The sequence below is a fragment of the Paenisporosarcina sp. P4_E4_2 genome (genome assembly GCF_056401595.1).
On record NZ_JBFUJC010000040.1, the window covers coordinates 1 to 14878 of the forward strand.

General features: G+C 35.1%; 11 protein-coding genes. All 11 read left to right on the forward strand.

All coding sequences use genetic code 11. The features are described from left to right. Positions 1-266 precede the first annotated feature (266 nt). Positions 267-1238 (forward strand): tyrosine-type recombinase/integrase, encoded by a 972-nt coding sequence (locus AC1DSB_RS05310; RefSeq protein WP_477532742.1) that lies wholly within the window; start codon positions 267-269, stop codon positions 1236-1238. 130 nt (positions 1239-1368) lie between these two features. After that, positions 1369-1716 (forward strand): hypothetical protein, encoded by a 348-nt coding sequence (locus AC1DSB_RS05315; protein WP_477532743.1) that lies wholly within the window; start codon positions 1369-1371, stop codon positions 1714-1716. A 162-nt stretch (positions 1717-1878) separates the two neighbouring features. Next, on the forward strand, positions 1879-2346 hold the full coding sequence (locus AC1DSB_RS05320) for a hypothetical protein (protein ID WP_477532744.1): 468 nt from the start codon (positions 1879-1881) through the stop codon (positions 2344-2346). 628 nt (positions 2347-2974) lie between these two features. Then, positions 2975-4135, forward strand: a complete 1161-nt coding sequence (locus AC1DSB_RS05325) for an MrcB family domain-containing protein (protein WP_477586005.1) — start codon at positions 2975-2977, stop codon at positions 4133-4135. Between the two features lie 634 nt (positions 4136-4769). Next, a complete protein-coding gene (locus AC1DSB_RS05330; RefSeq protein ID WP_477586007.1) occupies positions 4770-5249 on the forward strand; it encodes a hypothetical protein in 480 nt (159 codons plus the stop codon). Positions 5250-5613: 364 nt separating this feature from the next. Then, positions 5614-6420, forward strand: a complete 807-nt coding sequence (locus tag AC1DSB_RS05335) for a helix-turn-helix domain-containing protein (protein WP_477586009.1) — start codon at positions 5614-5616, stop codon at positions 6418-6420. Between the two features lie 472 nt (positions 6421-6892). Then, the gene (gene hsdR / locus AC1DSB_RS05340; protein ID WP_477586011.1) at positions 6893-10099 is read left to right on the forward strand and encodes a type I restriction-modification system endonuclease; all 3207 of its coding nucleotides are present in this window, start codon (positions 6893-6895) and stop codon (positions 10097-10099) included. 128 nt (positions 10100-10227) lie between these two features. Continuing rightward, on the forward strand, positions 10228-11658 hold the full coding sequence (locus AC1DSB_RS05345; RefSeq protein ID WP_477586013.1) for a class I SAM-dependent DNA methyltransferase: 1431 nt from the start codon (positions 10228-10230) through the stop codon (positions 11656-11658). Continuing rightward, on the forward strand, positions 11655-13151 hold the full coding sequence (locus tag AC1DSB_RS05350) for a restriction endonuclease subunit S (RefSeq protein ID WP_477586015.1): 1497 nt from the start codon (positions 11655-11657) through the stop codon (positions 13149-13151). The genes AC1DSB_RS05345 and AC1DSB_RS05350 overlap by 4 nt, the downstream gene beginning before the upstream one ends. A gap of 218 nt (positions 13152-13369) precedes the next feature. After that, positions 13370-13954, forward strand: coding sequence for a recombinase family protein (locus AC1DSB_RS05355; protein ID WP_477533202.1), 585 nt, complete (start codon positions 13370-13372; stop codon positions 13952-13954). 701 nt (positions 13955-14655) lie between these two features. Then, the coding region (locus AC1DSB_RS05360) for a hypothetical protein (protein ID WP_477586017.1) at positions 14656-14878 on the forward strand (223 nt) is incomplete at its 3' end.

Here is a 14878-nt window from a genome sequence, read left to right on the forward strand (position 1 = left end):
CACCTGCAATGGTGAAGATATAGTCCAGACTACAAACAATGTTCATTGGTAGCGAAAGCTATAGTGGTAAGCTAAGGCGTCGGTCGGGGGTTCGAATCCCTCCTGGGACGTAAGAATTATGGCGGTAAACGCCGGTATATCTACCTTTTGACGAACTTAGGGGAACGAACGGGGAAACGAACTTTGTTGAATATCCCTTATTCTAACCCTACTGAAAAGGTAGACCGAAATTATCTTCTAATCTAATTGATTAGGGGATTTTTTTTATGACAAAAAGAACAGGTTTGTTTGATATTAATGCTGATTTTGATGTGAAGCGGTTAATAGAAGGAGATCAAAAATCACAGCAAAAAGAAATGACAATTGAAAAAGCATTAACTACAATCACGAAGCAAATGCAAGTTAGTGGATTCAGACAAAGAACTATTAAAGACTATAATCTACACATGAATCATCTTTGTAAAATTACGAATGTGACCTACCTTCATGAAATATCATCTGAATTGATTTATCTTTGGCTTGATTCAATGAAAGTGTCTAATCAGACAAAACTAATTCGCCTAAAATGTTTGAAGGCAATCCTCTCAAAATGCTTTGACAATGGTTGGGTTAAACAAAGATTTTGGAAGTCGATAAATATCAAAGTTGATAAAAATGTCAAGAAGGGTGCTACGAGCAACGAAATTCAAATCTTACTATCTTTGTTAGACTTAAACTCTTTTATCGGTTTACGGGACGCTGTAGCGATTATAACGCTATACAAAACGGGAATAAGAATAAACACACTGGGACAACTTGAGGAGCGTCATATTGATTTTGAAAATATGATGTTAAATCTGGACGGTGCAATATTAAAAAATCATAAAATGCTTCAACTTCCAATAGACAATCAAATGGCTCAATTATTTCGTGTGTTAATCGATCAAAATAAGAAAATAAGAAGCAGTTACAACCAACGAAACAAATTTGTATTCTTATCTCAAAAAGGAACATCTCTAAACACTAAATCAACCAATAACGCTATCTCAAAGCGTTTACATAAATACAGTAAAGAATATAACCTTGTTAATATTAATCCTCATGCTATCAGAAGAGGATATGCAAAAGACCTTCTAAACAAAGGGGCTAACCTTGCATTAATTTCTAAAGCATTAGGTCATTCGAATTTGGCGGTCACCACTCAATACTTAGACTTAGATGAAGAAGAGGTTGTTACTAATTTACGAAAGTTTATGTGAGGCTCAGGCAATTTTAAAACCCATCAAAAGATGCTGAGTGATCAAAGAATTAACACTACACTTGTTTACGCACATGTGTTGCCCGAAACAATTAAAGAACATGGGCAGTTTAATCCACTAAAGATGATAAATGAATCAACAACCATATAAACTAAAAGAAAACTATGAGAATAGAATCCTTTTTTCTTCCATTATAATAATGAAAGTGGTGTTTCTAATAATTTCAAATGCAGTAATGGAAAAGTACAATATACAAACAGTATGGTCAAGCTTGAAAAAGGAAGATAGCATTGCAATAGGCTATATTCGTGCATATTTAGGTGAATGTAGAGATGGAAAGTGGGTAGTGGTAATCACGGATTCAACTTGGGAGGAATCAGAAGTTCTAGTAGTGAACAATAGAGTTACTGCAACGAAGCGGATACGAGATCGAGGTTTCTGGACAAGGATGAGAAAGGTTTTTCCAACTAAGCATTAAGTCAAAAGTAATTCTAATTTGTAAGCTTGAAATTTTTCGGATAGAAAAACAAGACGATCGTGAGATCACTTACATAATGTAATAAAGGAAATCAAGAGTAAGGTGTAGAATATCGTTGGTGTAGAAAATATTTACACAATATCCAATAGGGAGTGGTTTGGGATGGTTAATTTAGAGTTGGTTCAGAATTATGTTGTCAATAATGAGAATAAAACGATTAAAGAAGTAGTCGAAAAGAAACATGCAGGATTTGAAAATGGTTGGGAAGTAAAAGGCGACATGGTTGAATTTTGGTTTAGTCCAACTGTTAAGTTAGAGAATAGCCCATTGACTGCACCAGCAAAATACAAGTGGGAAGTTAGAGACACGAAAATAACTCCTATCAATGGGAAGGCTATTGAATTGACACCTGAGCTGGATGAAAGATTAATTGAGTTTCAAAAGCGAAGAGATTCTATTTCCAAAGAAGAGTTAGAAATTTATGATTTAATTTCGAAGTTATATGGTGAAGAGGAAGATGATAATGAATATCAAATTACTTTCGGTAAAGTCGCCAAACAATATGAGATGACTCCTAAAGAAGTAGAGGAACTTTATTTTAAAGTTAATGAAAAACTTGGTGTAATTTAATTTRATATTCAACTGAGCATCCAAGAAATTGGGTGCTTTTTATTTGGATAAGATTTGAGGAATATAAAGTGAAATGAATTGATGAATAAAAATTGGTTGAGGGTATGAACTTTCTAGACCTTTTATGAGTGTTTGAGACTAAGGGCTAGTTGAAATCCCTCGGTTTTTGATGAGCCAGTTGATGGGGGTAGGAGGGGACTGGGGAAAGGTCGATATTCAAATTGGCAAGAGATAATAATGACATAGTAATAAAAGAACTGCCCAACCCTTTTTGAATGTGGTTGGGTTATTCCTTTATATTGAAATGATATTGAAATGATTTTTTAGTCCGTTTTTTGGTTTTTTGAATAAAAACATATTAAAATTGCAATACATTTGTTTAGACTGAATATTCAGTTTTTATTTATTTGAATTTGTAGTATAGTAATTAACGGGTCAATAATTGTAAGAAAGATCAGAATAACTAAAATCAGAATGTACTTGTTTTGATACTTGTGGACTTGTCCCAAATGCGAACTAGAGTATGTATATAGAAATCAACATGTGTACTTCAATCGAGTGAAAGGTACTGTCGAATCAAGTGGCGCAACTGTGTCACTTGGTGTACAAAGCAAAAGGGGATAACATAATGACATTTTCGGTAATGGCAACAAATGAAGTAAATAATCAAAGTCTACTAAAAAAGCAATATAATACAAAAAACACAATAGCTGAAAAATTGCTGCGGTTGTTGAAACAACAACATTCTGTGCAATTACGTAGAGAGTTCATCAGTGCTGTGCATAATGAGGTAGGACTAGATTCGAAAATTTATAGGGTCAATGGAAAATTAATGGGTGGATTCTGGGGAGAGGTCTGTTGCGCATCTATAGAAGTGATAGATATAACAAACTCAATGAACAGAGAATTCCACATCCTCTTTTTATTTTGCGGAAATGGAGAAGGTTTGTATGTCAGCTTAAATCAAAACTGGCTCTACTACACATTTAAGTATCAAAGGGAAAAGGCTATGGATATGATGAAGTACAAGAGAAGCTTATTACAAGAGAAATTACCTATTCCATATAACTTGCAAGTATTGTCAATCATTCTAAAAGGACGAGAAAGGCGAGGAGGAGTTGCAAAGTACTTCGAAGAGGGACATATTTGCGGAACTTACTATGATGTAAGATCCTTTCCGTCATCGGAGAAGATTGTGGCAAACCTTTTGAGTTTAATCCACGTATACCAAAGTATTGATGAATTTAATATTAATAATAAAGAGGTGAATGATGGTCTTTTATTAGGAGAAAAAGGAATGTTTTTAGAGGATGATGAGAGTGAAGAAAGCTTTCAAAAAGAAATTCAACGGCTAGCAAGAGTAGTGGACGTAAATGAAAAAGAAATAGATAAAAAAATCCGTAGACGATTACCTTTTCGAACTAGTGAGGGGAAAGAATCGTTCCCAAGACGTTCTTCTGTCTCGGCAAAAGCATTGATAGGGGCAAGGTATAAATGTGTGATAAATGAATTTCATCAAACTTTTACATCAAAGGCAACACGGCAGCAATATGTAGAATCTCATCATATTGTCCCGATGTCGAAACAAGAACACTTCGAGTATGAATTAGATCAAACAGCAAATGTTGCAGCCCTATGCCCAAATTGCCATCGTCTTGTTCATTTGGGGACTGACATTGAGCGAGAAGAACTTTTACGTACAGTTTTCTTACAAAGACAAAATAGATTAAAAAAGATTGGTATTGAGATATCTTTTTCTCAGTTGAAACAAATGTATGATTGTAAATAGTTAATTCTATTAATCACGTTCGTTTCAACCTGCTTTGAGATTGGGTTTCTTCTTGGTATTACTGATATAAGAGTAAAGGTTGAATTAATTCCCCGACCAGTTGGTTAGCACGTTGATTCACACGAGAGGGGTATTTTTTCGATTCGATACGAAACACATTTAATCTACTTCTCCTCTTCTTCTTTCTTTTCTTCTATAAATAAATTCAAGGTAAATCAAGCTCAATATAAAATTTCCTCATAATAACAAATCGATCTTCCGCTAGAAGAAACCTCACCTTGTTACGAAGCCAGTTCCAAGTCCGAAAAACTAGCTTATTTTTTAAAAAAGTACTTGACACGAATTTTCGGTTTAACATGAAGAACCGTTAGCTTTTTATTGATGGTTCTTGCACAAATTTAGTAAATTTCCCAAGTGTATAATAATGTTATGCAACCTTCTCGATAGGAATTAAACGTTTGTCTACCTATGACCTACTACAAGGGAAAGTAAAAGCTAATCCAATATTTTGCAGGTTGCAGGTTCATGTAGACGATAGGTAATGCAGAAACCCCAAATCAAATTATAGAAAGCGAGGATAGAGTAGTAAAAATAGTGTGAGTGAGAGAGAGAGTCTGTTCACTACGCATATTAAATGTTAAAAAAATGCAGTAAATGCCAAGGAAATAAGAGTGTAGAAGAATTCAGTAAAGATAGTAGTAAAAAAGATGGTGTTACTAGTGCTTGTAGAGATTGTAACAATGAACGGGATAAAAAACGCAGGGAGAATGGTGGTGATTTTTCCAAGAATCAAAAGCAGGCAATCTTAAAGAAGTACAGTTCATTGTGTCAAATATGCAAGAGTACTAGTGAAGTGCAAGTTGACCATAAACTCGCACAGAATGTATGCAGACCAAATACAGCTAGTATTGAGGAAAATGCTTGGGTATTGTGTAAAGTGTGTAATATTTCAAAAGGAACTCGAATCCTAATAGAAGTAATTCGTTCGATACCAAATGAAGTTTTAGAACCAATGTTATTAAAGAAATTCGCTAATGCAATAGGTCAAGGGAAATTTGAAAAAGTACAAATTACAATCAGTGGAAAGCAGTTTACCGAAGTGAAATTCAAGTGAATGGTATTTATAGTAATAGATCCACTCTTCCCATAAGGTAGAGGATGTTTTACTTATTAGTTGATACAATTAAGGTTTGATTATGATGATATAGAGGGTGTGCAAAATTTACACTACCCTAGTGAAAAAATTACACTTAATGTAGTGCAAAAATTGTATAGAGGTAGTGCGAAATTTGCCCAATATAAGAGGAAGTATTAGAGGAATAAATAAGAGAAGTAAGTAAACAGGGTCGCTTACGCTCCTAGTCGCTTTGCTCCTCTCTATTCTATTTCTTTTTCTCTCTATTTCAAACAGGGGAATGAAGACTTTTGTGAGTAAGCATTATGACTTTTTTTATAAAAAAAAAAAGAGGTTATAGTGTATGAAAGAAAGCAAAATAGGGTTTATAAAGTTTAATACAAATTTAATGAGTGATTTTGAGTTAAAGGTTGGAGARACGCTTGTATATGGTGCGTTGGTATCGTTTAGAAATATGAGTATTCAATCCAATACAAAAGATGAACAAGGTCAAGTATACGCATATCCTCCTATCTCAAGTATTGCAAATATTACAGGACAATCAGAAAGAAGCGTTAAGAGTCATATTCAAGTTTTAGAACAAAAAGGATTAATGACGGTTAAAAGATCGTACAAAAAAGGCGGCAAAGAGAAAAATGTAAATTGTTACTATCTTAACACTGAGGTGTTGGAGGTCTATTTCACTGCTGATTCGTCTAGTTCGGTTAAGGTTGCTAAGCCAATAAAAGCGAATTCAAAAGAAACACCTAAAGAGTCGAGACAAAAAGTGTTCATTTCTGATGCCAATATCCAAAAATGGTTCACTAATTACCAAGGAGAACAGAATAATAACTCTGCAAAGAAGCTTAACCAATTGGCTGAGGACTATGGATCAGAAACAGTTGTAAAAGCTATTCATAATGCAATGAATGGTGTAAATATCGACACTCTACCTCAAGGTTCAACAGGTCTTATTCTAAGCAGATTGAATCAGAAAAACCTAGAAGATGCAAAGCTCCAATTAAAGAATGAGAAAAAAAGTCAAGAGAGATTTATGAATGAACCGAGAACCCCATCTTTTGACTATGTTGAAGAATTGAAACGTAAAGAAAATAAACAGACTCATGGAATTCTCGATGATATTAATGCACTATTCGGAGTGTCATTATAAAAAGTAAGTGTAATTAGGGATAACTCAGATTTGGGTTATCCTTTTCTATATTAGAGCGGATAAATAAACATAGATCGGAATACAAGACAGTGATACTAAACTTCTATTCGAATTAACTTCTCTCTGGAGTTTGGTCTAGAAGCCACTTTATTCCGAGGTCTGGATATGAATTGTCTTCAACCAACACTTTGTTCCATGATGAGATAACCCCCAATTAGTACTTCGAAATTTATACCACCTTAACTCACAAATTCCTTGTTAATTCACCGATACAAGAAGGATATTTATCACGTTTCTACTGTGTAAAACAGCCTGTTTTCAAGGTGTTTTCTGCGAAATCTCGATTAGTTTTTTGCTGCCGAAATTGGGTAGGTACGAATATGCGATGGTAATAAATACCTTTAAGTTTATTGATTTCTGGATGGTTATAGTATAATTAGAATATTTAATCTTGCAGAAAATGGTGATGTCAATGTCAAGCAACTTTGCATTTTTCATAGGCAAATGGGATGTACTTGCTAACTTAGGAGAGACAGCGGAGAAAAATTTATATCATGATCCTCATACTACGATAATGAAGCTTCGTTTGTTTGGAGAAACATTGTCGAAGTTTATTCTTGCATCGGAAAATATTCAAGAATTATATGGAACTACACAAGTTGAACGTATTAACAAATTACTCCGTGAGGGCTTAGTTGATCCAGAGTTATTTGAAATATTTGAGACACTACGTCGCAAAGGAAATCAAGCGATGCATGAAGCGGATTTTGGAAGAATTGAAGAGGCTAAGGCAGTGTTGCATTTAGCATTTCGGTTATCCATTTGGTTCATGGAAGTATACGGTGATTGGAACTTCCAAGCACTTGAATATACAGAACCGCAACTACAAACCGAAATCGATACAACTAAGCTTCAACGAGACTATGAAGATAAAGTACAAAAACTTGAAGAGGAATTAGACTTAATTCGTAAGCAAGCAGAATCTGAACAACCAGATGTAAAGGAAGAGCGAAAGAAAATTTCGAAAAACTTTATGCGTAGTCAGCGATTAACAGAAGCTGAAACTCGAACCATCATTGATGAAAAATTAAGAGCAGTAGGTTGGGAAGCTGATACGCCGACTCTTAATCATCAGAAGAATGGGACTTTACCTGTAAAAAATCGAAACATGGCAATAGCAGAATGGAAGGTTAGTGGAGGTCGTGTTGATTACGCATTGTTTATTGGACTGCAGCTTGTTGGCTTAATTGAAGCAAAAGCAACACATAAAAACATTCCATCTGCACTAGATAGCCAGACGAAAGTATATGCGAAAAACGTTGTTCAAATAGAGAATGAGACACTTCATCCTTCAAGAGGCGAATATAAAACACCATTTTTATATGCAACAAATGGGAGACCATACCTAAAGCAACTACAAGAAGAGTCTGGTATTTGGTTTTGGGATGCTCGGAAACCTTTAAATCATGCACGTCCACTCGAAGGCTGGCATTCTCCTCAAGATTTGCAACTATTGCTTAGTCAAGATGACCGAGAAGCGAACAAAATTCTTGAGAATGAAGATATTACTAAATTCGGCTTACGTCATTATCAACAAAGTGCAGTACTTGAAGCAGAGAGAGCTTTGCAAGAAGGTAATCGAAAGATGCTGATTGCCATGGCAACAGGAACGGGGAAGACTCGTACCGCTATTGCTCTTATGTATCGTTTAATCAAGTCTAAAAAGTGTCGTCGAATTCTCTTTCTAGTTGACCGTAAGTCCTTAGGAAAACAGACTGAGGATGTGTTAAAAGACACAAAAATTGAAGGATACTCCTTCTCTGATATATATGACGTTAAATCCTTAGAAGATATGACACCTGAGATTGCCACCAAAGTGCAAATTGCTACAGTCCAAGGAATGGTGAAAAGACTGTTTTTTAATAATAATGGAAATCCCCCCAGCGTTGGACAATATGACTTCATTATTGTAGATGAAGCGCATCGTGGGTACACCATCGATCGTGAGATGTCTGATGAAGAACTGTTATTCAGTGATCAAGAAGATTATATAAGTCAATATCGTCGGGTTATCGATTATTTTGATGCATCATGTTTAGCACTTACAGCGACTCCAGCTCTTCATACGACTGAAATATTTGGAATGCCAATATTCAAGTACTCTTATAGCGAAGCGGTGTTAGATGGTTACTTAGTGGATCATGAACCCCCATATTTGTTCAAAACAGAACTAGCAGAAGCGGGAATTGCCTTTGAAAAAGATGATGAAGTTGAATATTATGATGTCGATAGTGGTGAAGTTCAACTTGAAAAGGTAGAGGATACTCTCCATTTTGATGTGGAGCAATTTAATAAACGGGTAATTACCGAATCGTTTAACCAAGTAGTGTTAAATAAACTCACTGAATACGTTGATCCAACAGGAAAAGAAAAAACCTTAATTTTTGCTGCAAGCAATGATCATGCTGATCTAGTTGTACGGTTATTGAAAAAGGCTTATAAAGATCGTGGTGATGAAGTCGAGGATGATGCAATTGTAAAAATTACTGGTTCAATATATAAGCCTCTGGATGCAATAAAACGATTCAAAAATGAACGGTTACCAAATGTAGTAGTTACTGTAGATTTATTGACCACTGGTATAGATGTTCCAACTATTACAAACATAGTTTTTTTAAGAAGAATTAAGTCTCGTATTCTATATGACCAAATGCTTGGGCGAGCAACTCGCCTTTGTCCTGAGATTGGTAAGACACACTTTAATATTTACGATGCTGTAGGTATCTATGATAAATTACAAAGTTATACCGATATGAAACCAGTAATAAAAAAACAAACTTACACTATTGGGGAGTTATTTGAATCACTGACCAATTCCACTGATGAAGATGAACTAACATTTTACCGAGACCAGCTAGTAGCCAAAATACAGAGAAGTAAACAAAAGTTGAAAGATGAAGGTAAACAAAAGTTTGAAGAATTGTCTAACGGTAAAAGTGTAGACGAATGGGCAAGAGATATCCATACCTATACTCCAAGTGATGCTAAAGAACATTCGATTTTGTTTGAATACATGGAAACGTACCAACCTAGCGGAGAGAGAAGATATATCTCCAATAAAGAAGATCGCATTACGGGTGTATTACGAGGATATGGAGAAGGAAATAGTCGTCCCGAAGACTACTTAAATGGATTTGTTCGTTTTATCCAAGAGAACATGAATGAAATTCCAGCGCTTCATATTGTATGTACACGACCTAAAGACTTAACACGTAAAGATTTGAGAGAACTCATTACCATCCTAGAAATTAAAGGTTATAAACAATCACATTTACAGACAGCATGGAAACAATCCAAAAATGAAGAGATAGCTGCAGATATTATTAGTTTTATTCGTCAAGCTGCAATCGGTGAAGTACTAGTAAGCCATGAATCACGCATTAAACATGCAATGCAGAAAGTTTATTCACTACATGAATGGACACCAAGGCAAAAGAAATGGTTGGAGCGTATTGAGAAACAGTTACTTCAAGTGCCTGTATTAGCACCGTTACCTAAAGATGCCTTTACAGAAGAACCTTTTCTAAGTAGTGGTGGTTATACCATGTTAAGACGTGAGTTTGGTGATCATATTGATAATATTGTTTATACGATAAATGATAATCTTTATGTTAGTTAATGAGCGCCTCTTTTGAGGTGCTTTTTACGTTATAATAAGTATATTCGTTTTAAATTAATCTAACGAAAAACTCTGCAGTTGAGTGTTGCTTTTTTCGATATCACGAAGAATTTTATGGAGGTAGAAAAATGAACAACCAAGAAATCGTACAAAAATTATGGAATTTATGTAACGTACTTCGTGATGATGGAATTTCATATCAAGAATATGTTACAGAGTTAACATACTTACTCTTCTTAAAGATGATGAAGGAACAAGAAACTGAAAATGTTCTACCTGAGAATTTCCGTTGGGATAACTTATTGGAACGAGAAGGTGTAGAGTTAAAGGTTTTCTACCAACGTTTGTTATTGGAACTAGGAAGTAGCGATGACGAAAAATTGAGATTAATCTACAGTGATTCTTCGACGAGTATTGCTGAACCAAAAAACCTAGAGAAAATCATTAAATCAATTGACGCCCTTGATTGGTACAATGCAAAAGAAGAGGGACTTGGAAACTTATATGAAGGTTTACTTGAGAAGAATGCAAGTGAAACAAAATCTGGAGCGGGACAATACTTTACACCTCGGGTACTAATAGATGTCATGGTGCAATTAATTGATCCGAAAATTGGTGAGCGTTGCGTTGATCCAGCGGCAGGAACATTTGGCTTTATGATATCAGCAGATCAGTACCTAAAAAGTCAAACTGATAACTATTTTGACTTAGATCCACAAGAAGCAGAGTTTCAAAAGAAAGAGGCTTTCACTGGGATGGAACTTGTTCAAGGAACACATCGACTTGCGTTGATGAATGCGTTGCTTCATAACTTGGAAGGACGCATTGAACATGGGGACTCAWTATCTAGCAACGGAAAATGGATGAAGAACTATGATGTCATTTTAACAAATCCCCCTTTTGGTACAAAAAAGGGTGGAGAAAGAGTTTCCCGTGATGATTTAACACATGATACCTCAAACAAGCAATTAAATTTCTTACAATTAATATATAACGCATTAAAGGATGATGGAAAAGCTCGTGCAGCGGTGGTTTTACCAGATAACGTTTTGTTTGAGAGTGGCGTTGGTGCGCAAATTCGTCGTGACTTGATGAACAAATGTAATTTACATACCATTTTACGCTTACCAACAGGAATTTTTTATGCTAAAGGTGTAAAAACAAATGTCTTATTCTTTAATAGAGGAATTACTGACCAAGATAATACAAAAGATGTCTGGGTGTATGACCTACGCACAAATATGTCTTCGTTCGGAAAGCGTAATCAATTAACTATGGCTCATTTTGAAAATTTCATGAAAGCTTATGTATCTGAAGACCGCTCTAAAGTGGAAGATGAACGCTGGAACAAGTTTACAAGAGAAGTAATTGAGAATAAGAATGATAGTTTAGATATCGGATTAATTGCAGATGAATCTTTATCTTCTCTCGAAAATTTACCAGATCCAATTGWATCAGTAGAAGATGCTATCGTAAAACTCCAGCGGGCGATGGATCTATTAAATGAAGTTGTTGAAGAACTTCGAGCAGTTGAAGAGGATGAGGTAAGTACACAATGAGTGAGAAAAAAAAATCTATTGAAGAATTAATAGTAGAATCTATAGTGCCAAAGGAAGAACAAAGATTTGAAGTTCCMGGAAATTGGGTATGGACATGGACGGGCGCAATTACTGAAGTGGTAGGTGGTGGTACACCAAAGTCTAAAGTCAAAGAATATTATGACCAAGGTTCTATTCGATGGGTAACACCTTCAGACCTTTCTGGATATAAGGACATATACATAAGTAGGGGAAAACGTAATATTACTGAGCTTGGTTTAGTTGAAAGTTCAACAAAAATATTACCGATTAACACTGTGCTACTCTCTTCCAGAGCGCCAATAGGCTATGTTGCAATCGMTTCTGAAAATCTATGTACAAATCAAGGGTTTAAAAGTTTTGTTCCAAGTAATGCCTATTATCCACAATATTTATACTGGTATTTAAAATTTTCAAAAGCATATTTAGAGTCTATTTCAAGTGGTAGTACATTTAAGGAGCTTTCAGGATCTAAGTCCAAAAAAATTCCTCTCCCGTTGCCTCCATTAGACGAACAAATAAGGATTGCAATGAAAGTGGAGGGGCTATTAAGTAAAATTGAAGAAGCAAAGGGCTTAATAAACAATTTTCCTGACATAATACAAAGTTTTAGAAGTGGGGTTATTTCGGCTGCTTGTAATGGCGATTTAACAACAGATTGGAGAACAAAGCAAGAGGATATTGAAAGTGCAATGGTTATATTGAAGAATTTATCAGAAAAGAAAATGGCTAATAAATCTGAAATGAAACGAAACAATTCTTTTAGATTAAATAATGAACTTCATCATCTCGAAAAATGGGCAGTAACTAAACTTGGTTTCATTTGTGAAATGCAGTTAGGTAAAATGCTATCACGTAAGGCTTATGGTGAGAATTTAACCATGCTACCATATTTGCGAAATGCAAATGTACAATGGGGGAGATTCGCATTAACTGACGTTCTTGAGATGGGGTTTGAAGAAAGTGAGATAGAAAAATACTTACTAAAGAAAGGAGATTTGTTAGTTTGTGAAGGTGGAATCGTAGGTCGTACTGCAATTTGGGAAGATGAAATTCAAAGATGTATGTATCAAAAGGCATTACATCGGTTAAGATGTGATAAAGATTTTATACTCCCAGAATATATTTATTATTTCTTGCTGGACTGCCATAATAAAGGTGTATTTGAAAAACTAACGTCACAAACAACAATACGGCATTTAACTCAAGAAAAGCTTAAAGAAATCAATATTCCAATTCCTCCCATGCGAGAACAATTAGAAATTGTTAGACGAGTTGAGAGATTTTTGTCTCTAGCTGATCAGTTGGAAGTAAAATATAATGAAGTTTGTGAAAATCTTTTACATGCAGAAAAATCGATATTACAGAAAGCTTTCCGAGGTGAACTTGGAACAAACGAACCAAGTGACGAAAATGCGATTGAATTATTAAAGGAAGTACTTTTAAGAACTAGTGAATTAGTTAATAAGCTATGAAAAGACATCCAATTTTAATGGGTGTCTTTTTTATATCCTATCTTCAATATAATGAAGAACTTTGTTCTCGATAGACTGTAAGCATTCGGTAACGTTTTACAGTAAATACCAAACACTGTAATGACAAGGGTCTTTATATGTTTACTTTGTTACCGTTTGACTGTTACCGAATTAATTGTTACTATTTAGAAAGATAAACCTGTAATGGAGGATGTTATATGAGAAAAATAGCATACATAAGAGTATCATCTGAAAAACAGAACACTGCACGTCAACGGAAAGCGCTTAAAGAAGCGGGATGTGAGTTGTTTTATGAAGAGAAAATTAGTGGTAAGAATACAGATCGCCCAGAATTGCAGAGAATGCTATCGGAGATACAAGAAGAAGATATAGTGATTGTTCATGAAATATCCCGCTTATCCCGTTCAGTAAAAGACCTGTTAACGATTGTTGAACTAATCAAGGAGAAGGGAGCTTCTCTTAAGTCACTCAACGAGTCATGGTTGGATACTTCCAGTAACAACCCTATGAATGAGTTCTTACTAAATATCTTTGGCAGCTTAGCACAGCTTGAACGTGGATTAACATTACAACGTCAACGTGAAGGTATCGAGATTGCAAAGAAAGAGGGTAAGTTTAAAGGACGCAAGATAGAGGTTACAGTAGGTGGTAAGAAGTCAGAGAAGGCTACACAAGCGGTTGAGTGGTATAAGGAAGGTAAGTCAGTGAGATACATCTGTAAAGCATTATCAATAGGTACTGGAACATTCTATCGCTTGTTAGAACGTGAAGGGTTAAGGTAGTAAATGAACTGCTGAAGTGGCGAAAATTGCTTCTATACTAATTTAATAACTGGAAAAAGGCAATCAAACGATTGTCTTTTTTTATATACTTAGCCACTGAGGAATGAATCTGACCCTTTCACTCCAGTGAGGTAAGTGATTACCATGTTCTATAAAATAACACATGTTTCTGCGTTAATAGAAACTAGATTGAGTGCGTCAGATGAATCTATTTCATACGAACCACATCTAAAATGCTAACAAGAGAAAGCAGTATGAAGAAATTTAGGAATGGGGAGACATGTGTCAAACCTCAGTAGCTAAGGAAACAAAGTATTAGTATTCATTTAATAATATCGTATAATGCCTATATATACCATAATTTTCAAAAGGTCAGAGAGTTATTCAAGCGGGTGAGGGGGGTTATTACCACATAATTGCCCCCAGCTTAGAGGACTTGTATGCATAGTAGGTCAACACACATGGCATGAATTTTAATCTATTCGATTGGCAGTTACATTGAAAACAGTACCGCAGAGCGTCCCACTCGAATATTCAATGATGCAGACGGACTGTCAAAATCACTTAATAAAGACATAATTGACAGATTATTTGATCCAATGCTTGATGGTATAGTACGCTTTCAACGGAATAAAAATTATAGTAAATAGTGGATGAAGTAGAAAAAAGTATGAGTGAAAATGCTAATGTGAGGTGATATTATGACCAAAGAAAAAGATTTTCAAAACAAAGTAGAAAATGATGACTTAATGGAAGATCCATCGAAGCAACTAAATCTAGGAGGTGCTTTAGGGACATCTGTAATGRAAGATTACACTAAGCGACTAAGTCTAGGAGGTGCTTTAGGGACATCTGTAATGGAAGATTACACTAAGCGACTAAGTCTAGATGGTGTTTTAGGGACATCTGTAATGAAAGATTACA

Coding starts and splice junctions, on each gene's coding strand:
- AC1DSB_RS05310 (WP_477532742.1), top strand. CDS start 267: ATGACAAAAAGAACAGGTTTGTTTGATATTAATGCTGATTTTGATGTG.
- AC1DSB_RS05330 (WP_477586007.1), top strand. CDS start 4,770: ATGTTAAAAAAATGCAGTAAATGCCAAGGAAATAAGAGTGTAGAAGAA.
- AC1DSB_RS05315 (WP_477532743.1), top strand. CDS start 1,369: ATGAATCAACAACCATATAAACTAAAAGAAAACTATGAGAATAGAATC.
- AC1DSB_RS05320 (WP_477532744.1), top strand. CDS start 1,879: ATGGTTAATTTAGAGTTGGTTCAGAATTATGTTGTCAATAATGAGAAT.
- AC1DSB_RS05325 (WP_477586005.1), top strand. CDS start 2,975: ATGACATTTTCGGTAATGGCAACAAATGAAGTAAATAATCAAAGTCTA.
- hsdR (WP_477586011.1), top strand. CDS start 6,893: ATGTCAAGCAACTTTGCATTTTTCATAGGCAAATGGGATGTACTTGCT.
- AC1DSB_RS05355 (WP_477533202.1), top strand. CDS start 13,370: ATGAGAAAAATAGCATACATAAGAGTATCATCTGAAAAACAGAACACT.